19 protein-coding genes and 1 tRNA gene are annotated in these 20,394 nt (G+C 65.2%); all 20 read left to right on the plus strand.

The genetic code is table 11. The annotated features are described in order from the left end of the window. Positions 1 to 29: 29 nt before the first annotated feature. The 20 genes from ACXU4B_RS02200 to nusA all read left to right on the plus strand — a co-directional run bounded on the left by ACXU4B_RS02200 (position 30) and on the right by nusA (position 20,389). Positions 30 to 1,649, plus strand: coding sequence for a glycosyltransferase family 39 protein (locus ACXU4B_RS02200; protein ID WP_131407351.1), 1,620 nt, complete (start codon positions 30 to 32; stop codon positions 1,647 to 1,649). Between the two features lies 1 nt (position 1,650). Then, positions 1,651 to 2,580, plus strand: coding sequence for a PIG-L deacetylase family protein (locus ACXU4B_RS02205; protein WP_131407353.1), 930 nt, complete (start codon positions 1,651 to 1,653; stop codon positions 2,578 to 2,580). A gap of 107 nt (positions 2,581 to 2,687) precedes the next feature. Further along, positions 2,688 to 3,044, plus strand: a complete 357-nt coding sequence (locus ACXU4B_RS02210) for a PilZ domain-containing protein (protein ID WP_131407355.1) — start codon at positions 2,688 to 2,690, stop codon at positions 3,042 to 3,044. Between the two features lie 277 nt (positions 3,045 to 3,321). Then, positions 3,322 to 3,678 carry an NADH-quinone oxidoreductase subunit A gene (locus tag ACXU4B_RS02215; protein WP_131407357.1) on the plus strand — a complete coding sequence of 119 codons (357 nt, stop codon included), beginning with the start codon at positions 3,322 to 3,324 and terminating at the stop codon, positions 3,676 to 3,678. Beyond that, positions 3,669 to 4,226 (plus strand): NuoB/complex I 20 kDa subunit family protein, encoded by a 558-nt coding sequence (locus tag ACXU4B_RS02220; RefSeq protein ID WP_131407358.1) that lies wholly within the window; start codon positions 3,669 to 3,671, stop codon positions 4,224 to 4,226. Before ACXU4B_RS02215 ends, ACXU4B_RS02220 begins: the two co-directional genes overlap by 10 nt. A 16-nt stretch (positions 4,227 to 4,242) precedes the next feature. Beyond that, positions 4,243 to 4,971, plus strand: a complete 729-nt coding sequence (locus tag ACXU4B_RS02225) for an NADH-quinone oxidoreductase subunit C (RefSeq protein WP_131407360.1) — start codon at positions 4,243 to 4,245, stop codon at positions 4,969 to 4,971. A 27-nt stretch (positions 4,972 to 4,998) separates the two neighbouring features. Beyond that, positions 4,999 to 6,228: an NADH-quinone oxidoreductase subunit D gene (locus tag ACXU4B_RS02230; RefSeq protein ID WP_240734078.1), complete on the plus strand. Its 1,230-nt coding sequence runs from the start codon at positions 4,999 to 5,001 to the stop codon at positions 6,226 to 6,228. Positions 6,229 to 6,246: 18 nt separating this feature from the next. Beyond that, the gene (nuoE, locus tag ACXU4B_RS02235; protein ID WP_131407364.1) at positions 6,247 to 6,774 is read left to right on the plus strand and encodes an NADH-quinone oxidoreductase subunit NuoE; all 528 of its coding nucleotides are present in this window, start codon (positions 6,247 to 6,249) and stop codon (positions 6,772 to 6,774) included. 12 nt (positions 6,775 to 6,786) lie between these two features. Beyond that, positions 6,787 to 8,097, plus strand: coding sequence for an NADH-quinone oxidoreductase subunit NuoF (nuoF, locus tag ACXU4B_RS02240; RefSeq protein WP_131407366.1), 1,311 nt, complete (start codon positions 6,787 to 6,789; stop codon positions 8,095 to 8,097). After that, the gene (gene nuoG, locus ACXU4B_RS02245; protein ID WP_131407368.1) at positions 8,094 to 10,415 is read left to right on the plus strand and encodes an NADH-quinone oxidoreductase subunit NuoG; all 2,322 of its coding nucleotides are present in this window, start codon (positions 8,094 to 8,096) and stop codon (positions 10,413 to 10,415) included. Before nuoF ends, nuoG begins: the two co-directional genes overlap by 4 nt. A 4-nt stretch (positions 10,416 to 10,419) precedes the next feature. Continuing rightward, positions 10,420 to 11,448: an NADH-quinone oxidoreductase subunit NuoH gene (gene nuoH, locus ACXU4B_RS02250; protein ID WP_131407370.1), complete on the plus strand. Its 1,029-nt coding sequence runs from the start codon at positions 10,420 to 10,422 to the stop codon at positions 11,446 to 11,448. 8 nt (positions 11,449 to 11,456) lie between these two features. Beyond that, a complete protein-coding gene (gene nuoI / locus ACXU4B_RS02255) occupies positions 11,457 to 11,948 on the plus strand; it encodes an NADH-quinone oxidoreductase subunit NuoI (protein ID WP_131407372.1) in 492 nt (163 codons plus the stop codon). A gap of 11 nt (positions 11,949 to 11,959) precedes the next feature. Continuing rightward, positions 11,960 to 12,613 carry an NADH-quinone oxidoreductase subunit J gene (locus ACXU4B_RS02260; protein WP_131407374.1) on the plus strand — a complete coding sequence of 218 codons (654 nt, stop codon included), beginning with the start codon at positions 11,960 to 11,962 and terminating at the stop codon, positions 12,611 to 12,613. Beyond that, positions 12,610 to 12,915: an NADH-quinone oxidoreductase subunit NuoK gene (nuoK, locus tag ACXU4B_RS02265; RefSeq protein ID WP_131407376.1), complete on the plus strand. Its 306-nt coding sequence runs from the start codon at positions 12,610 to 12,612 to the stop codon at positions 12,913 to 12,915. The genes ACXU4B_RS02260 and nuoK overlap by 4 nt, the downstream gene beginning before the upstream one ends. Positions 12,916 to 12,919: 4 nt before the next feature. Then, on the plus strand, positions 12,920 to 14,953 hold the full coding sequence (gene nuoL, locus ACXU4B_RS02270) for an NADH-quinone oxidoreductase subunit L (protein ID WP_131407378.1): 2,034 nt from the start codon (positions 12,920 to 12,922) through the stop codon (positions 14,951 to 14,953). Positions 14,954 to 14,966: 13 nt separating this feature from the next. Continuing rightward, positions 14,967 to 16,475 (plus strand): NADH-quinone oxidoreductase subunit M, encoded by a 1,509-nt coding sequence (locus ACXU4B_RS02275; protein ID WP_131407380.1) that lies wholly within the window; start codon positions 14,967 to 14,969, stop codon positions 16,473 to 16,475. Positions 16,476 to 16,487: 12 nt separating this feature from the next. Continuing rightward, positions 16,488 to 17,927, plus strand: coding sequence for an NADH-quinone oxidoreductase subunit NuoN (gene nuoN / locus ACXU4B_RS02280; RefSeq protein ID WP_131407382.1), 1,440 nt, complete (start codon positions 16,488 to 16,490; stop codon positions 17,925 to 17,927). 111 nt (positions 17,928 to 18,038) lie between these two features. Continuing rightward, positions 18,039 to 18,115: transfer RNA gene (locus ACXU4B_RS02285), tRNA-Met, on the plus strand. Between the two features lie 205 nt (positions 18,116 to 18,320). Next, complete coding sequence (locus tag ACXU4B_RS02290) at positions 18,321 to 18,836, plus strand: ribosome maturation factor RimP (protein ID WP_131407384.1); 516 nt, start codon at positions 18,321 to 18,323, stop codon at positions 18,834 to 18,836. A 47-nt stretch (positions 18,837 to 18,883) separates the two neighbouring features. Then, positions 18,884 to 20,389 carry a transcription termination factor NusA gene (gene nusA, locus ACXU4B_RS02295; protein ID WP_131407386.1) on the plus strand — a complete coding sequence of 502 codons (1,506 nt, stop codon included), beginning with the start codon at positions 18,884 to 18,886 and terminating at the stop codon, positions 20,387 to 20,389. Positions 20,390 to 20,394 lie beyond the last annotated feature (5 nt).

A 20,394-nucleotide genomic window follows, 5' to 3' on the forward strand; every position in this document is an offset into this window, starting at 1 on the left:
CTGACAGCCCGCCTGCCTAGCCTTGCGCGATGAAGTCCCCCCTGTGGTGCCGTTACCCCGTCTGGCCCTGGTTGTCCCTCGCGTTCCTGCTGGTCCTTCGACTGGCGTGGCTGGATGCGTACACGCTCAATTCCGATGAAGCGCAGCACGCGCACGTGGCCTGGGCGTGGAGCCAGGGCCTGCTGCCTTACCGTGACGTCTTCGACAACCACGGCCCGCTGTTCGGTTGGCTGCATGCGCCGCTGCTGCGGCTGCTCGACGGACGGGCCGATGTACTGACCTGGCTGCGTCTGGCCATGCAGGCCTGGTACGTGGTCGCACTCGGTGCCGTGGGCTGGATGGGCTGGCGCCTGTACGGGTGGCGCGTGGCGGTCGTCGCCGTGCTGGTCGCCGGCTTGTACCCGCGTTTTTTCATGGTCAGCGGCCAGTTCCGCACCGACGACCTGTGGATGGCCCTGTGGCTGGCCGCGCTGGCGTTCCTGGTCGGGGCGCCGGTGCGTGCGTGGCGCTGGTTGGTGGCGGGCCTGCTGGTGGGGTGTGCGCTGTGCGTGTCGCAGAAAACGCTGGTGTTGCTGGTCACGGCCTTGCTCGCCTGGGCCACGGTGCGCCTCATGCGGCCGACCTCCGGACGACCATTTCCCTGGCCATACCTCGGCATCGGCGCGCTGGGGTTTCTCGTCGTGCCGGCGATCTTCGCCGGCTGGCTGGCGTGGCAAGGCGCGCTCGGTGCGGCCTGGTACGGGCTGGCCGGCTACAACATGGGCGGCGTCAACAAGCGCCACGCTGCCGCCCATCTGCTGTGGTTCCTGCTGATGACCATGGCCCTGGTCGGTGTCCTGCGCTACATCGTCCGCCGCCGCGGGGGACAGGGCTTCGCCTGGGCGGCCTTCCTGGCCCTGCACGGAGGCATGTATCTCCTGCTGATCTGGTTCGTGTGGCCCCTCATCACCGGGCAGGATTTTCTGCCCGCCATCCCGCTGGTCGTGCTGGCCTGTTGCGGTCAGTTGGCATCCTGGTCCTGGTTGCGCGACCGGCGCCGGTGGCGCGGATGGCTGCTGGCGAGCGTGCTCGCGGTCGAACTGGCCACGCTGATCGCGTACGCGCCGCCATGGGAAGACAGCCTCGCCGCCCAGCGCGCCGAACTGGCGCTGGTGCTGCACTACACGGACCGGCACGACACCGTGATGGATGCCAAGGGCGATGCCATTTTCCGCCTGCGTCCGTATTACCCGGTGCTGGAAACCCTCGCGCTGCATCGCTTGCGGCGCGGCCAAATGACGGACACCATCGTCGACGAACTGGTGAACCATCGCACCATGCTGGTCGTGCTGCGTCGTCTACCCTATGCAAGCGCCTACTTCGTGGAGACCAACTACGTGCCGGCAGGAAGGGATGTCTGGGTGGCAGGTCGCATGCTGGCCTCGCAGGCGGCCGACCAGGTCGTGGACGTGGCGCTGCCGGGCGACTACGTGCTGACGGACGGGCACGGGCGCCTCGATGCCAGCCTCGACGGTGCGCCGGTTGCCGACCACTGGACACTGGGGCGTGGCCTGCATCATTTCAGCGTGCGCGACGGCGCGCCGGTCGCCCTGGTCTGGAGCCAGGCGTTTGACCGCGGCTGGCGCCCGCTGGCGACGGGAGGCGGCTGACATGGCGTTGAGTCTCAACGCCAGGACGCGCTTGCTGGTGGTGTCGCCGCACCCGGACGACGAATCCATCGCGACGGGAGAGTTGATCCAGCAGGTACGCGAAGCCGGCGGCGAGGTGCGCATCCTCCTGCTCACCAATGGCGACAACAACCCGTGGCCGCAGCGCTGGGTGGAACGTCGCCTGCGCATTGGCGCGGCCGAGCGTCGCCGCTGGGGCGAGCGACGCCGGGGCGAAGTCGGGCAGGCACTGGGCCAGCTGGGCGTGGACCCTTCGGCGCTGCAAGCGCTGGGCTGGCCCGACATGGGGCTCACCAGCAAGCTGTGCAACGACTTTGTCGCAGCACGGCAGGCGGTCGGCGCCTGCCTGGATGCCTTTCGACCCAGCCTGGTTGCGCTGCCTGCACTGGGCGACCATCACCCGGACCACGGCGCCGCGCATGTGCTGACCCGGCTGGCGCTGGCGTCCAGGCAGGGCGCGCCGCCCGAATTGCTGGCGTACCTCGTCCACGGCCGTGAAGGTGAAGTGACGGGCAGGGTGAAGCTCGATTCGTCGGTGGGCATGCACGCCAACAAATTGACCGCGCTGGCCTGCCATCGCAGCCAGATGGCCCTCAGCGGCAAGCGCATGCGTCGCCTGGCCGACCGGCCCGAGCGCTACCAGGTCGTGCGCGAGCCCCATGCCGGACCGCTCGCGACCGTCTTGCCCTGGCAGCCCTCCGCCGCCCTGCGGCCGTGGCTGAGATTGACCGTGGCAGACGGCGAGGCGGTGCGCACCTGGCCGTGGAGCCGGGCGCCGGTGACCCGCGACGGGCAGGGCCACTATGTGCTGCATGCACTGGCCGAGGGGCATGTCGGTCCAGTTTTCGCCAAGCTGCACATGTACCTGCCATCGCCCTGGATCTTCGATCGCTGGGGCTGGTGCGAGCTCTGAGTCGCCGCGCCCGTCACATTCCTTCCACGCATCGCTTGTGGCTCGGGCTCGGCGCTCGCTAGGATGCGACTTGGGGGGTATTGCCCCAGGGGTTTGCAGGAGCAGTCATGAATCCGGCCATTGCCGCCCGCCAGGGCATCATTTCGTTGAAGATCAAGGACACCGCGTCGCTCTACAACGCGTACATGCCTTATCTGAAGAACGGCGGCCTGTTCGCGCCCACGGCCCAGCGCTACTCGCTCGGCGACGAAGTGGTGCTCCTGATCAACCTCACCGACGAGGGCGAGCGACTGTCGGTGGCCGGCAAGGTCGTCTGGGTCACCCCGGTGGGCGCCCAGGGCAACCGCACCGCCGGCATCGGCGTGCAATTCAACGAATCGACCGACGGTGAAGTGGCCCGCACCCGCATCGAGAACATCCTGGCGGGCATGACCGGCTCCGAGCGCCCGACGCACACCATGTAGACCCTGGTGGCGATGGTCTGCGCCGACGTGACGCGGGCCATGCACTAACACGCGCAAACTTCCCTGCAAATAGCCGTCAAGGCTTGTTGTTGTTAAGCGCGCTGATACAATGTCGCGATTCCCGACCCTGATCGTGGAAAGTCGGACGATGGCGGCCGCAAACCGCTTCATCGTGGTGAACAACCCGTGGCCCTCACCGGCCCGCCGAACCCGGTTCCGGACCGTTTCCCCCAACGGTCACTGATGCGCCATTGAAGGCGCGGAGGTACGTTTCACCGTGCTTGCCGAATACTGGCCCATCCTGCTGTTCATCGGCGTCGCCACTGGCCTGGGCGTAGTCCTGCTCGCCATTGGCCTGCTCGCCGGCCCAAGTCGCCCCGAACCGGAAAAGCTCTCGCCCTACGAGTGCGGTTTCGAAGCGTTCGAAGATGCGCGCATGCGCTTTGACGTCCGCTACTACCTGCTGGCGATCATCTTCATCATTTTCGACCTGGAAATCGCCTTCCTGTTCCCGTGGGCCGTGGTCTTCCAGAAGATCGGCCTGGTGGCGCTCATCGAGATGGCGTTGTTCCTGCTGCTCCTGGTCGTCGGTTTCGCTTACGTGTGGAAGAAGGGAGCACTGGAATGGGAGTGATCTCGTCCCTCGACCGGGTGATGCACAACCCGCAGCCGCTGAACCTGGTGGACGACATCCTGCGTCCGGCCGGTGACAACCCGGTCATGCAGCGCGGCTTTGCCACCACCAGCGTCGATGCGCTGATGAACTGGGCGCGCACCGGTTCGATGTGGCCGATGACGTTCGGCCTGGCCTGCTGCGCCGTGGAAATGATGCACGCGGGCGCCGCGCGCCTGGACCTTGACCGCTATGGCGTGATCTTCCGCCCGAGTCCGCGCCAGTCCGACGTGATGATCGTGGCCGGCACCCTGGTCAACAAGATGGCCCCGGCGCTGCGCAAGGTCTATGACCAGATGCCCGACCCCAAGTGGGTCATCTCCATGGGTAGCTGCGCCAATGGCGGCGGCTACTACCACTACTCGTATTCCGTGGTGCGCGGTTGTGATCGCATTGTGCCGGTGGACATCTACGTGCCGGGCTGCCCGCCCACGGCCGAGGCGTTGATCCACGGCATCCTGCAGTTGCAGAAGAAGATCCGTCGCACCAACACCATCGCGCGTTCCTGAAAGGCGCAGCCCAGCCATGACTGATACGCAATCGAACTCGCTGGCCGAGCGCCTTTCCGCGCGATTCGGCGACACGCTGTCGATCAGCACCGCACGCAACGAGGTCACTGCCGAAGTGGCCGCCGCCGACCTGCTCGCCGTGGCCACGGCCCTGCGTGACGAGGCGCCGTTCCGCTTTCGCCTGCTGATCGATCTCTGCGGCATCGACTACCTGGGCTACGGCCAGACCGAGTGGGACACCGAGACCGTTACCGGCACCGGTTTCTCGCGCGGCGTGGAAGGCGAAGCCATGGGCCGCTTCAAGTGGGCGGACCGTCCTCGCGCTGAGAACCTGCCGCGGCGTTTCGCGTCGGTGATCCAGTTGCTTTCGCTCGAGAACAATCATCGCCTGCGCCTGCGCGCCTTCTGCGAAGACGACACGCTGCCGATGCTGCCGTCGGTCACCGGCATCTGGCCGGGCGTGAACTGGTTCGAGCGCGAGGCGTTCGACCTGTACGGCATCGTGTACGAAGGCCACCCGGACCTGCGTCGCATCCTGACCGACTATGGCTTCGTTGGCCATCCGTTCCGCAAGGACTTCCCGCTGATCGGCAACGTCGAGGTCCGCTACGACCCCGAGCAGAAGCGTGTGGTGTACGAACCCGTGTCGATCGAACCGCGCGTGCTGGTGCCGCGCGTGATCCGTGACGACGCCGATCTGGTGCAGGCCAAGGCCGAAGCCGCCGACGACTGGCGGAGGAACTAATCCGTGCAAGAGATTCGCAACTACACGATGAACTTCGGCCCGCAGCATCCCGCTGCGCACGGCGTGCTGCGCCTGGTGCTAGAGATGGACGGCGAGACCATCGTCCGCGCCGATCCGCATGTGGGCCTGCTCCATCGCGGCACCGAAAAGCTGGCCGAGTCCAAGCCGTTCAACCAGTCCATCGGTTACATGGACCGCCTCGACTACGTGTCGATGATGTGCAACGAGCACGCCTACGTGCGCGCCATCGAGAACCTGATGGGTATCGAGGTGCCGGAGCGTGCGCAGTACATCCGCACGATGTTCGACGAGATCACCCGCATCCTGAACCACCTCATGTGGATCGGCTCCAACGCGCTCGACCTGGGCGCGATGGCGGTGTTCCTGTACGCGTTCCGCGAGCGCGAGGAACTGATGGACGTCTACGAGGCGGTGTCGGGCGCGCGCATGCACGCCACCTACTACCGTCCGGGCGGTGTCTACCGCGACCTGCCGGCGCAGATGTCGCAGTACCGCGAGTCGCCCTGGCACAAGGGCAAGGACCTCAAGCGCCTCAACAGCTGGCGCGAAGGTTCCATGCTGGACTTCCTCGAGGCGTTCACCAGCGACTTCCCGTCGAAGGTGGACGAGTACGAGGAACTGCTCACCAACAACCGCATCTGGAAGCAGCGTACGGTCGGCATCGGCGTGATCTCGCCGGACATGGCCCAGGCCTGGGGCATGACCGGCGTGATGCTGCGCGGTTCGGGCATCGAATGGGACCTGCGCAAGAAGCAGCCCTATGCCAAGTACGCGGAAGTGGACTTCGACATCCCGGTGGCCTCGGGCGGCGACTGCTACGACCGTTACCTGGTGCGCGTCGAGGAGATGCGCCAGTCCAACCGCATCATCCAGCAGTGCGTGAAGTGGCTGCGTGCCAATCCCGGTCCGGTGATCGTGCAGAACTACAAGGTCGCACCGCCGGACCGCGAAGGCATGAAGGAGGACATGGAAGCCCTGATCCATCACTTCAAGCTGTTCACCGAAGGCTATGGCGTGCCGGCTGGCGAAACCTATGCCGCGGTCGAGGCGCCCAAGGGCGAGTTCGGCTGCTACCTGGTTTCCGATGGCGCCAACAAGCCGTTCCGCGTGCACTTGCGCGCACCGGGCTTTGCCCACCTGTCGTCGATGGATGCCATCGTGCGCGGCCACATGCTGGCCGACGTCGTGGCCATGATCGGCACTTATGACCTCGTGTTCGGCGAAGTCGATCGCTGAGCCCGGAGGAAAGCACACATGAAAGCCACCGGAAATTTCGAGCAGGTCAGGAACGTCGATCCGCTCGTCGAACTCAACGACCACACCCGTCACCACATCGACGAGTGGGTTGCCCGCTTCCCGCCGGATCGCAAGCGCTCGGCGGTGATCCAGGCGTTGTTCGCCGCGCAGGAGCAGAACCACGGCTTCCTTACCGACGAGCTGATCACCGCCGTCGCCAGGTACCTGGAACTGCCCGCCGTGTGGGCGTATGAGGTCGCCAGCTTCTACTCGATGCTCGAGACCAGGCCGGTCGGGCGCAACAACGTGGCGATCTGCACCAACGTTTCGTGCTGGCTCAACGGCGCCGACGAGCTGGTCGCGCATTGCGAGAAGAAGCTTGGCATCAAGCTCGGCGAGAGCACCGCCGATGGCCGCGTGTACCTCAAGCGCGAAGAAGAATGCATCGCCGCCTGCGCCAGCGCGCCGGCGATGACCGTCAATGGCCATTACCACGAGAGGCTCTCGATCGCGAAGATCGACGAGATTCTCGATGGTCTGAATTAAGGGCAGGGCGCAATGGCTTACGGACCCGCACCCCAGGAACACCAGGTCGTCTACACCACGCTGCATTTCGACAAGCCGTGGGCGATGGACAGCTACACCCAGGTCGGTGGCTATGAAGCGTGGAAGAAGATCCTCGCCGAGAAGCCCGATCCGAACGCTCTGATCGAGGAGATCAAGAAGAGCAACCTGCGCGGCCGTGGCGGCGCGGGCTTCCCGACCGGCCTGAAGTGGTCCTTCATGCCCAAGGGCAACATGCAGAAGTACATCCTCTGCAACTCCGACGAATCGGAGCCGGGCACCTGCAAGGACCGCGACATCCTGCGCTTCAACCCGCATGCGGTGATCGAAGGCATGGCCATCGCGTGCTATTGCACCGGTTCCACCGTGGCCTACAACTACCTGCGTGGCGAGTTCCATCACGAGCCGTTCGAGCATTTCGAAGAGGCGCTGAAGGAAGCCTACGCGGCCGGCCTGCTCGGCAAGAACATCCAGGGCACCGGCCTCGACGTGGATATCTATGGCGCGCTCGGCGCCGGCGCCTACATCTGCGGTGAAGAGACCGCGCTGATGGAGTCGCTGGAAGGCAAGAAGGGCCAGCCGCGCTTCAAGCCGCCGTTCCCGGCCAACTTCGGCCTGTACGGCAAGCCCAGCACGATCAACAACACCGAAACCTACGCCTCGGTGCCGGCCATCCTGCGCAAGGGCGCGGACTGGTTCCTGGCGCAGAGCAAGACCAAGAACGGTGGCCCGAAGATCTTCTCGGTCTCCGGCTGCGTGCAGAAGGGCGGCAACTTCGAAGTGCCGCTGGGCACCACCTTCGACGAACTGCTCGAGATGGCCGGTGGCCTGCGTCCGGGCCGTACGCTCAAGGGCGCGATCCCGGGCGGCGTGTCGATGCCAGTGCTGCGGGCGGAACAGCTCAAGGGCCTGCCGTTCGACTACGACACCCTGCGCGACCTCAAGACGGGCCTAGGTTCGGGCGCCATCGTGGTGCTGGACGACACCGTCTGCACGGTGCGCTTCACCCGTCGCATCTCGCAGTTCTTCCACAAGGAATCCTGCGGCCAGTGCACGCCGTGCCGCGAGGGCACCGGCTGGATGCACCGCGTGCTGACGCGCATCGTGGAAGGCCAGGGCACCATGGACGACCTGCATCGCCTGAAGGCCATCGCCGGCCAGATCGAAGGCCACACCATCTGCGCGTTCGGCGAAGCCGCGGCGTGGCCGGTGCAGGGCTTCCTGCGCCAGTTCTGGGATGAATTCGAGTACTACATCGTCAACGGCCGTTCCATCGTCGACGACAAGCTTGGAGCCGCCGCATGAGTGCGCAGCCCGCTACGCCCGCCCTTGACCTGCTGAACATCGAGATCGACGGCAAGCCCACGCAGATCCGCAAGGGCGCCATGATCATCGAGGCCGCCGACGCCATTGGCGTGGCGATCCCGCGTTTCTGCTATCACCGCAAGCTGCCGATCGCCGCGAACTGCCGCATGTGCCTGGTCGAGGTGGAGATGGGCGGCAAGCCCATGCCCAAGCCGCAGCCGGCCTGCGCCACCCCGGTGGCCGAAGGCATGAAGGTGAAGACCCGCTCCGACGTCGCCCTGAAGTTCCAGAAGGACGTGATGGAGTTCCTGCTGATCAACCATCCGCTCGACTGCCCGATCTGCGACCAGGGCGGCGAGTGCGAACTGCAGGACGTGGCGTTGGGTTACGGCCGCAGCGTGTCGCGCTACACCGAGCGCAAGCGCACCATCACCGACGAGAACCTCGGCCCGCTGGTCGCCACCGAGATGACCCGCTGCATCCAGTGCACGCGCTGCGTGCGCTTCACCAGCGAAATCGCCGGCACCTACGAGCTGGGCGGCATGAGCCGCGGCGACAACCTGCAGATCGGCACCTACATCGGCAAGACCATCGAGACGGAACTGTCGGGCAACATCATCGACGTCTGCCCGGTGGGCGCGCTCACCAACAAGCCGTTCCAGTTCCAGGCGCGTGCCTGGGAGCTGGTCGCCAAGCCGTCGGTCGCCTATCACGACGCGCTGGGCTCCAACCTGTGGCTGCATACGCGCCGCGGCGAGGTGCTGCGCACGGTGCCGCGCGACAACGAAACCATCAACGAATGCTGGTTGTCCGACCGCGACCGCTACAGCCACCAGGGCCTGTACGCCGCCGATCGCGTCAGCGCGCCGCAGGTCAAGCGCAACGGCCAGTGGCAGGTCACGACCTGGGAGGACGCCATCGGCGCCGCGGTCGACGCGCTCAAGGCGGTGCCGGGCAGTGAGCTGGGCGTGCTGGTGCACCCGGCAACCACCTGCGAGGAAGGCGACCTGCTGGTTCGCCTGGCCCGCGGCCTGGGCAGCGCGCACGTCGATCACCGCGTGCGCCAGCTGGACTTCGCCGACAACGCCGCTGCCACCGCCTTCGGCAAGCCGGTAGCCGAGCTGGACAAGGTCAAGGCGGCGCTGCTGGTCGGCTCCGACCTGCGCCATGAGCTGCCGCTGGTCAACCACCGCATCCACCAGGCGGTGAAAAAGGGCGCCAAGGTCTACGCCGTCAATCCGGCGAGCTTCAACTTCAACTACAAGCTGGCAGGCGAAGCCATCGTGGCGCCGCCGGCGCTGGTCGATGCGCTGCTGTCGCTGGCCAGGGCTGCCGTCGAGGCCGGTGCCGCCGCGCCGTCCGCGCTGGCCGCCGCCATCAACGGTGCCGCCACCGACCAGGGGGACAAGGACGCGATTGCCCAGCTCAAGGCTGGCAGCGCGGTGGTCATCCTCGGCGAGGCCGCCGTGACGCATCCGCAGACCTCGTGGCTGCGCGCGCTGGCGCGCTTCATCGCCGAGGCCACCGGGGCCGCCTACAACGAGCTGCCGGTCGGCGCCAACGCCGTGGGCCTGGCTCGCGTGGGCGTGCTGCCGGGCAATGGCGGCCTCGATGCGCAGTCGATGCTGGCGCAGCCGCGCAAGGGCTATCTGCTCTACGGCGTCGAGCCGCAGGACGTGGCCGACGGCGCTGCCTTGCTCAAGGCATTGCGTGGCGCCGGCCAGGTGGTCGCGTTCACGGCCTATGCCAGCCCCGCGCTGCGCGAGGTTGCCCAGGTGATCCTGCCGATCGCCCTGCTGCCGGAAATGGACGGCACGCTGGTCAACGTCGACGGTCTCTCGCAGAGCGTGGCCGCGGGCTCGAAGGCTCCGGGCGAAGCTCGCCCGGGCTGGAAGGTGTTGCGTGCGCTCGGTGGTGTCCTGAAGCTGGCCGGCTTCGAGTTCGATGACCTTGCCGGCCTGCGCGAAGGCCTGAGCGAACGCGGCCATCAGCCGCGCGCCGAGCTGGCCGCGCGTCCGCAGGCCGGCGGCCTGAGCCGCCTCGCCACCTGGCCGATCTATCGCACCGACGCGGTGGTGCGCCGTGCAAAGGCGTTGCAGGCGCATCCGCTGAACCGCGCACCGGCCGTGCGCGTGAATGCGGGCGAGGCACAGCGCCTGGGCCTGGGCGAGGGCGTTGCAGTACGGGTCGCCGACGCGGTGCTGCCGCTGGTGATCGACGCTTCCGTTCCCGATGGCACTGCCTGGATCGAAGCCGCACACGACGACACCGTCACGCTGCCGCCGTATGGCGCGTCCCTCACCCTGAGCAAGGCATAAGCACATGGGCGAACAGATTCTCAACCAGATCGTCTGGCCGATCGTGTACATCCTGTGCATTGTGCTGCCGCTGGTCATCGCGGTCGCGATGTTCGTGTACTGGGAGCGCAAGGTCATCGGCTGGATGCACGTGCGCATGGGGCCGAACAAGATCGGTCCCCTGGGCCTGCTGCAGGCCTTCGCGGACGTGGTCAAGCTGCTGCTGAAGGAAGTGATCCTTCCGACCGAAGCGAACAAGGTGCTGTACTACCTGGCACCGATGCTGGCGCTGATTCCCGCCCTGGCGGCGTGGGCGGTGATTCCGTTCAACGACAAGCTGGTGCTGGCCAACGTCAATGCCGGCGTGCTGTACCTGCTGGCGATGACCTCACTCGGCGTGTACGGCATCATCCTGGCCGGCTGGGCCTCCAACTCGCGCTACGCGCTGCTGGGTGCCATGCGTTCGGCGGCGCAGGTGATCTCCTACGAACTGGCCATGGGCCTGTGCCTGGTCTGCGTGCTGGTGCTGTCGGGCTCGCTGAACCTCACCGACGTCGTGCATGCCCAGGCGGGCAGCAAGGGCATCTTCGACTGGTTCATGTGGCCGCTGCTGCCGGTGTTCATCATCTACTTCATCTCGGGCGTGGCCGAAACCAACCGCGCGCCGTTCGACGTGGCGGAAGGCGAGTCGGAAATCGTCGCCGGTTTCCACGTGGAATATTCCGGTTCGGCTTTCGCGCTGTTCTTCCTGGCCGAATACGCCAACATGATCCTGGTCAGCTTCCTGGCCGCCATCCTGTTCATGGGTGGCTGGCTGTCGCCGCTGCCGGCGTCGTGGGGCTTCGTGGGGCAGGGCAGCTTCTTCTGGCTGTTCGCCAAGGCCTTCCTGTTTGCCTTCCTGTTCCTCTGGTTCCGCGCCAGCTTCCCGCGCTACCGCTATGACCAGATCATGCGGCTGGGCTGGAAGGTGTTCATTCCCATCACCATCGTCTGGGTCCTCGTCGCCGGCTGCATGAAGTATTTCGGCTGGGTCACCGTCGGCACGGGAGGCTGAAGAAAAACATGTCCCGCGTTACTCACTATTTCAAGAGCCTGCTGCTCATCGAGCTGTTCAAGGGCATGGGCCTGACCATGCGCTACATGTTCAGCCCGAAGTACACGATGCGCTACCCGATGGAGCACATCCCCAAGTCGAACCGCTTCCGCGGCCTGCATGCCCTGCGCCGCTACCCGAACGGCGAGGAGCGCTGCATCGCGTGCAAGCTGTGCGAGGCGGTGTGCCCGGCGCTCGCCATCACCATCGACTCGGCGCCGCGCGAAAGCGACGGCCAGCGCCGCACCACGCGCTACGACATCGACCTGTTCAAGTGCATTTTCTGCGGCTTCTGCGAAGAGAGCTGCCCGGTCGACTCGATCGTCGAAACCCATATCCATGAGTACCACTTCGAGCAGCGTGGCGAGAACGTGGTGACCAAGCCGCAGCTGCTCGCCATTGGCGACCGCTTCGAGGCGGACATCGCGGCTGCCCGCGCTCAAGACGCCGCGTATCGCTGAGGACACACCCGATGATTGATCCGTCTGTGTTCCAACTGGTCTGCTTCTACGCCTTCGCCGCGGTCACCGTGGCGGCGGCGTTGGGCGTGATCACCCTTCGCAACACGGTGCATGCCGTGTTGTCGCTGGTGCTGACCTTCTTCAGCACGGCCTGCATCTGGTTGCTGGCCGAAGCCGAGTTCCTCGCCATTGCCCTTATCGTGGTCTACGTGGGTGCGGTGATGGTGCTGTTCCTGTTCGTCGTGATGATGCTCGACATCAAGCAGGAGCACGTGCGCGAGGGTTTCATCAAGTACCTGCCGGTCGGCATCATCGTGGCCCTGATCATGCTGGGCGAAATGCTCGCCCTGATCGGCGTGCGCGCCATGCATGAAGCCGTGATGGGGGCCGACCCGGCCACCGTCGCCGGCATGTCCAACACCGAATGGCTGGGCCATGCGCTCTATACCCAGTTCCTGCTGCCGTTCGAGATCGCGGCGCTGATCCTGACCGTGGGCGTGGTGGCGGCCGTCGTGCTGACCCTGCGCGAGCGTACCGGCGTGCGCCACCAGGCGGCCTCGCAGCAGGTTCGCGTCAATCCGAAGGACCGCATCCGCGTGGTCAAGATGGCGGCGGAAGTCCCGGCCGCGCCGCAGCCGGCACCGGGCAAGGAGTCGACCCCATGATCACGCTTTCGCATTTCATCGTGCTTGGCGCGGTGCTGTTCTGCATCGCCCTGGCCAGCCTCTTCATCAACCGCAAGAACGTGATCGTGCTGTTGATGTCGATCGAGCTGATGCTGCTGGCGGTGAACATCAACTTCGTGGCGTTCTCCCGCTTCCTGGGCGACGTGGCGGGGCAGGTGTTCGTGTTCTTCATCCTTACCGTGGCCGCGGCGGAAACCGCCATTGGCCTGGCGATCCTGGTCTTGCTGTTCCGCAACCGCAGCACGATCAATATCGCCGAAATCGACAGCATGAAGGGCTGAGCCGATGGAACTGTCTACCTCCATTTTGCTGACCATCGCCCTGGCTCCGCTGGTCGGCTGCCTGCTGGCGGGCTTCCTCGGTCGCATGATCGGCCGCGCCGGCGCGCATACGGCGACGATCCTGGGCGTCGGCATCGCCTGCGGGCTGTCGCTCTACGTCCTGTACCAGCTGACCGCCGGCGGCGCCCCGGTCTATAACCACAACATCTACACGTGGTTCGAGATCGGCCGCTACAGCGCCAGCGTCGGTTTCCTGATCGATCGCCTGACCGCCATGATGATGGTGGTGGTGACCTTCGTGTCCCTGCTGGTGCACATCTACACCATCGGCTACATGCACGAGGATTCGGGTTACCAGCGCTTCTTCAGCTACATCTCGCTGTTCACCTTCTCGATGTTGATGCTCGTGATGAGCAACAACTTCATGCAGCTGTTCTTCGGCTGGGAAGCGGTGGGCCTGGTGTCGTACCTGCTGATCGGCTTCTGGTTCAAGCGGCCGACGGCGATCTTCGCCAACCTCAAGGCCTTCCTGCTCAACCGCGTGGGCGACTTCGGTTTCCTGCTCGGCATCGCCGCCGTGCTGTTCTTCCTGAACACCCTGGACTACGACACCGCGTTCAAGGCAGCGCCGACGCTGGTCGGCAAGACCCTGCAGATCACCCAGAACACGCACTGGGATGCGGCGACCGTGATCGGCATCCTGCTGTTCATCGGTGCCATGGGCAAGTCCGCCCAGGTGCCGCTGCACGTGTGGCTGCCGGACTCGATGGAAGGCCCGACCCCGATCTCCGCACTGATCCACGCCGCGACGATGGTGACCGCCGGCATCTTCATGGTGGCGCGCATGTCGCCGCTGTTCGAGCTGTCGGAGAATGCGCTCAGCTTCGTGATGATCATCGGCGCCACCGGCGCGCTGTTCACCGGCCTGATCGGCATCGTGCAGAACGACATCAAGCGCGTGGTGGCGTATTCGACGCTGTCCCAGCTCGGTTACATGACCGTGGCGCTGGGCGTGTCCGCCTACTCGGGCGCGGTGTTCCACCTGATGACGCATGCGTTCTTCAAGGCCTTGCTGTTCCTGGGCGCCGGCTCGGTGATCATCGCCATGCACCATGAGCAGGACATGCGCTACATGGGCGGCCTGCGCAAGTACATGCCGATCACCTGGATCACCATGTGGATTGGTTCGCTGGCGCTTTGCGGCGTGCCGTTCTTCGCCGGCTTCTACTCCAAGGACGCGATCATCGAGGCCGTCGGCGAGTCGCATCGCTGGGGTGCGACCTACGCCTACGTCTGCGTGATGACGGGTGCCTTCGTGACGGCGCTGTACACGTTCCGCCAGATGTACCTGACCTTCCATGGCAAGGAGCGCTTCACCATCGTGCACGACCATGGCCATGGCCACCACGTCGACCACATGGACGACCACGGCCACCATGAGCAGGGCATCATGCACGAGACGCCGAAGGAGTCGCCGTGGGTGGTCACGCTGCCGCTGGTCTTGCTCGCGATCCCGTCGCTGCTGGTCGGTTTCTTCGCGGTCCAGCCGCTGCTGTTCGGCGAGTGGTTCGGCTCGGCCATCCAGGTCAATGAAGCGAACAATGTGCTGGGCGAGCTCGGCAAGGAGTTCCATGGTTCGGTGGCGATGGCCCTGCACGGCTTCACCCAGCTGCCGTTCCTGCTGGTGCTGACTGCCTTTGCGATCCAGACCTATATCTACCTGTTCAACCCGTCGGTGGCCGACCGCATCAAGAGCGCGCTCCGGCCGCTCTACAACACGCTGCATCACAAGTACTGGTTCGATGCGGTCTACTACATCGTGTTCGCCCGCGGCGGCATCGCGCTGGGTCGTGCGCTGTGGAAGGGCGGCGACGCTGCCGTGATCGACGGCGTGCTGATCGATGGTTCGGCGGGCCTGGTCGAGCGGATCGCGGGTGGCGTGCGCCGCCTGCAGTCCGGTTTTCTGTATCACTACGCCTTCGCGATGATCCTCGGCCTGATCCTGCTGCTTGGCGGGTACTGGCTGGTCGGGCAATAAGGGAACCTGCTCCATGTTCAATCATTTGCTCAGCCTGCTGATTTGGCTCCCGGTTGCGGGTGCGGTCCCAGTGTTGCTCGCCGGATCGGCGCGCCCCAACGTTGCACGTTGGATCGCGCTACTGGTGGCCATCCTCACGTTTGCGGCCAGCCTTTTCATGCTGCCGCACTACGACGCGTCCGACAGCGTCAAGCAACTGGCCGAAAGCCACGTGTGGATCGCCTCGCTCGGCGTGCACTACAGCCTGGCGGTGGACGGCATCTCGGTCGCCCTGATCCTGCTGACCACCTTCGTGGGCATCCTGGTCATCGTGGGCGCCTGGGAAGTCATCCAGGACAAGCCGCACCAGTACATGGCGGCGATGCTGGTGCTCGAAGGCCTGATGATCGGCGTGTTCTGCGCCACCGACGCGTTGCTGTTCTACGTGTTCTTCGAGGCCATGCTGATCCCGATGTTCATCCTCATCGGTGTCTGGGGCGGTCCGCGGCGCGTCTATGCCACGCTGAAGTTCTTCATTTACACATTCTTCGGCTCCATCTTCATGCTGGTCGGCCTGATCTACCTGTACCTGCAGGCCGGCTCGTTCGACCTGGCCACGCTGGCGGCGCTGCCGCTGACGATGAAGGAGCAGAGCTGGCTGTTCTTCGCGTTCCTGATCGCCTTCGCGGTGAAGGTGCCGATGGTTCCGGTGCACACCTGGTTGCCGGATGCCCACGTGGAGGCGCCTACCGGCGGTTCGGTGGTGCTGGCCGCGGTGATGCTGAAGATCGGTGGCTACGGTTTCCTGCGCTTCTCGCTGCCGATTACGCCGGACGCATCCGAAGCCTATGCCTGGGTGGTGATCGGCCTGAGCCTGATCGCGGTGGTCTATATCGGCTACATCGCGCTGGTGCAGGAGGACATGAAGAAGCTGGTGGCGTACTCGTCCGTCGCCCACATGGGCTTCGTCACCCTGGGCATCTTCATCGCCTTCATGCTGGTGCGCGGCGCGGGCAACCTCGACGCGGCCAAGCTGGGCATGCAGGGCGCCATGGTGCAGATGATCTCGCACGGCTTCGTCTCGGGCGCGATGTTCTCGTGCATCGGCGTGCTGTATGACCGCCTGCACACCCGCCAGATCAAGGACTACGGCGGCGTCATCAACGTGATGCCGTGGTTCGGCTTCTTCTACGTGCTGTTCGCCATGGCCAACAGCGGCCTGCCGGGCACCAGCGGTTTCGTGGGCGAGTTCCAGGTGGTGCTGGCCAGCTTCCAGGCCAACCCGTGGATCGCCTTCTTCGCCGCCTTCACCCTGATCATCGGCGCGGCGTACACGCTGTACATGGTCAAGCGCGTGCTGTGGGGCGACATCCACAACCCGCACGTGGCCGAAATGGAGGACATCAACGGTCGCGAATGGTTTGTGCTTGGTGCCTTCGCCGCCGCCGTGCTGGCCCTGGGCATCTGGCCGCAGCCGCTCATCCACCTGATGGATGCGTCGGTGACGCAGCTGGTCCAGCAGCTTGCCATCCACAAGATCTGAACAGGACTGATCATGCCGAATTTCAATGACATTCTGATCCTGTTGCCGGAGCTGTATCTGGTCGTGGCAGCGTGCTTGCTGTTGCTGCTGGATGCCTTCATGAAGCCCGAGCAGCGCCCGCTGCTGCACTGGCTGTCGGTGCTGGTGCTGCTGGTGGCCATCTACCTGGTGGTGGCGGGGCAGCCAAGCCAGTCGGTGACCGCGTTCAACGGCATGTTCGTGCGCGACGGTGTCGCCGAGATCATCAAGGTGTTTGCCTTGCTGTGCACGGCGCTGGTGTTCGTCTATGCCAAGTCCTACCTGATCGACCGCAAGCTGTTCGTCGGCGAGTTCTACACGCTCTCCATCTTCGCGGTGATCGGCATCATGCTGCTGGTGTCGGCGGGCAACCTGCTCACCGTGTACCTGGGCCTGGAGCTGTTGACGCTGTCGTCCTATGCGCTGGTGGCCCTGAACCGCGATTCGCAGCTGTCCTCGGAAGCGGCCATCAAGTACTTCGTGCTGGGTGCGCTGGCCTCGGGCATGCTGCTGTACGGCATGTCGATGGTCTATGGCGCCACCGGCACGCTGGACCTGGCGCGCCTGCACATGGCTGCCACCCAGACGGGCATGCCGCACCTGCTGGTGTTCGGCCTGATCTTCATGATCGTGGGCATCGGCTTCAAGCTTGGCGCGGCGCCGTTCCACATGTGGATTCCGGACGTTTACCAGGGTTCGCCCACCGCCGTGACCATCTTCATCGGCTCGGCGCCGAAGCTGGCCGCGTTCGGCATGGCCTATCGCCTGCTGGCGTCGGGCCTGGGCGACCTCTCGCAGCACTGGCAGCTGATGCTGGCCGTGCTGGCGGTGCTGTCGCTGGCCATCGGCAACATCGTGGCCATCGTGCAGTCCAACCTGAAGCGCCTGCTGGCCTATTCGACCATCTCGCACATGGGCTACCTGCTGCTGGGCCTGGTCAATGCGGGGCCGGAGGGCTACGCCGCGTCGCTGTTCTATGCGATCAGCTACGCGCTGATGGGCACGGCGGCCTTCGGCGTCATCCTGGCCCTGGCCCGGGCCGGCTTCGAGTGCGAGGAGATCGACGATCTCAAGGGCCTCAACCAGCGTTCGCCGTGGGCCGCGTTCCTGATGATGCTGGTGATGTTCTCGCTGGCGGGCGTGCCGCCGCTGTTCGGCTTCTTCGCCAAGCTGCTGGTGCTGCAGGCCGCCATCCATGCGGGCTTCATGTGGCTGGCCATCGTGGGTGCGGTGTTCGCCATCATCGGCCTCTACTACTACCTGCGCGTGGTCAAGGTGATGTACTTCGACAAGCCCGTCGAGGGCACCGAGATTCGCCTGCAGGGTGATGTCTCGATGCGCGTGGCGCTGTCGCTGAATGTGTTGGCGTTGCTTGCGCTGGGCCTTGACTGGGGTCCGCTGTTTGGCTGGTGCCAGCAGGTGTTTGTCGGCTGATTGCCGCCGGGGCGGGCAGGGCCCGCCGCGGCAAGGTCAGTGGATGTTCGAAAATCTTGGCGAAAAGGCTTGCAAGAATTCGGCCATCTCGCTAATATTCTCGAACTCTGATGCGGGGTGGAGCAGTCTGGCAGCTCGTCGGGCTCATAACCCGAAGGTCGCAGGTTCGAATCCTGCCCCCGCTACCAGATCTTTCTTAGAACAAGAAAGCCTCCTCGTGAGGCTTTTTTGTTGGGCGCAAGGAAGCGTCGCACGTGCGTCACATGCCGCTTCGATGCTGGCTGCGTCAGGTGCCCCGGAAGAGTCTGGATGAGTCGGGACATCGGCGAGATAAGGGAATGGGCCGCTTGAGCCCATTTTTTGTTTCTGACGACGGTAACGGTGGTAGGCGACATGGATACGCAAGCATTGGCTCAACGCTTCACCGAAGTCCTGGCCGACCTGGGCCTGGAATGCATCGGCGTGGAGTTCACCCCGTCGCAGGGGCAGAGTACCCTGCGGGTTTATCTGGATACGGAAGGTCGCGAAGTCGGCCTGGACGACTGCGAGACCGCCAGTCGCGAACTGTCGGCGATGCTGGACGTGGAGGACCCGATCCCGGGCCACTACGTGCTGGAAGTTTCCTCGCCCGGCATCGATCGCCCGCTGTTCACCGCGGCGCAGTTCGCCAAGGTGGCCGGATCGGAAGTAAAGATTCTGCTGAAAGCGCCCCTGGAAGGGCGTCGCCGCTTGCGCGGCAAGGTGGTATCGGTCGAAGGCGAACGGATCACGCTGGAAGCCGAAGGCAAGACCTTCGAGTTCGACCATGACGCGGTGGAAAGCGCGCGCGTAGTGCCTGACTGGGTGGCGCTCGGTTATGTGCCGCAGCCCAAGCCAGGCAAGAAGCCGGGCAAGAAGACCACAAAGTAATCAATCGAAAGCGATCGGGCGCCGGTGGCGTCTACGGAGTTGCTGCAATGAGCAAAGAACTTTTGCTGGTGGTTGACGCGGTTGCCAATGAAAAGGGCGTGCCGCGTGAAGTGATTTTCCAGGCGATGGAAGCGGCGCTCGCGTCCGCCGCCAAGAAGCGCTACCCGGACGAAGATCCGGATATCCGCGTGGCCATCGACCGCCATACCGGCGACTACGAGACCTTCCGCCGCTGGGAAGTCATCGCAGACGACGGCGAGATGGAATCGCCGTTCCACCAGGTGCGCCTGATGGACGCCGTCGACGAGCGCGAAGGCGCCGAGGTCGGCGAGTACATCGAGCAGCAGATCGAGAACGCCGAGTTCGGCCGCATCGCCGCGCAGGCCGCCAAGCAGGTGATCGTCCAGCGCGTGCGCGAAGCCGAGCGCCAGCAGGTGGTCGACGCGTTCCAGGAGCGCGTGGGCGAGCTGGTCACCGGCATCGTCAAGCGCGTCGAGCGCGGCAACGTCTACCTGGACCTGGGCAGCAATGCCGAGGCCTTCATCCCGCGCGACAGGACCATTCCGCGCGAGTCGGCCCGCGTCGGCGACCGCGTCCGTGGCTACCTCTACGAGGTTCGCTCGGAAGCCCGCGGCCCGCAGCTGTTCGTGTCGCGCGCCGCGCCGGAATTCATGATCGAGCTGTTCAAGCTCGAGGTGCCGGAAGTCGGCCAGGGCCTGGTCGAGATCAAGGGCTGCGCCCGCGACCCGGGTGACCGCGCCAAGATCGCGGTGGTCGCCCACGACACCCGCACCGATCCCATCGGCGCCTGCATCGGCATGCGCGGTTCGCGCGTGCAGGCGGTGTCCAACGAGCTCAATGGCGAGCGCGTGGACATCATCCTGTGGCACGAAAACCAGGCCCAGTACGTCATCAATGCGATGGCGCCGGCCGAAGTGCAGTCCATCATCATGGACGAGGAAAAGCACTCGATGGACATCGCGGTGGCCGAGGACAAGCTGTCCCAGGCGATCGGTCGCGGTGGCCAGAACGTGCGCCTCGCCAGCAAGCTCACCGGCTGGCAGCTCAACGTGATGACGCAGGACCAGGTCGCCGCCAAGAGCGAGGCCGAGCAGGAATCGGCCCGCCAGCTGTTCATGGACAAGCTGGAAGTGGACCAGGAGATCGCCAATATCCTGGTGCAGGAAGGCTTCTCCAGCGTCGAGGAAATCGCCTATGTGCCCAGCGCCGAGCTGCTGGCCGTGGAGGGCTTCGACGAGGACATCGTCGAGGAACTGCGCGCCCGCGCCCGCGACGCGCTGCTGACCGAGGCGCTGGCCGTGGAAGAGAGCATCGACGAGCACCAGCCGTCGGACGAGCTGCTCGCCCTGCCGGGCATGGACGAGGCCACCGCCTATGCGCTGGCTTCACGTGAAATCGTAACGATGGACGACCTGGCCGACCTGGCCGTGGACGATCTCATCGATATCGAAGGCATGGACGAGGATCGCGCTGCCGCGTTGATCATGGCTGCACGTGCGCCGATGATCGCGCGTCTGGAGAAAGGTGGCTAACCGCG

Source organism: Dyella soli, from assembly GCF_054482295.1.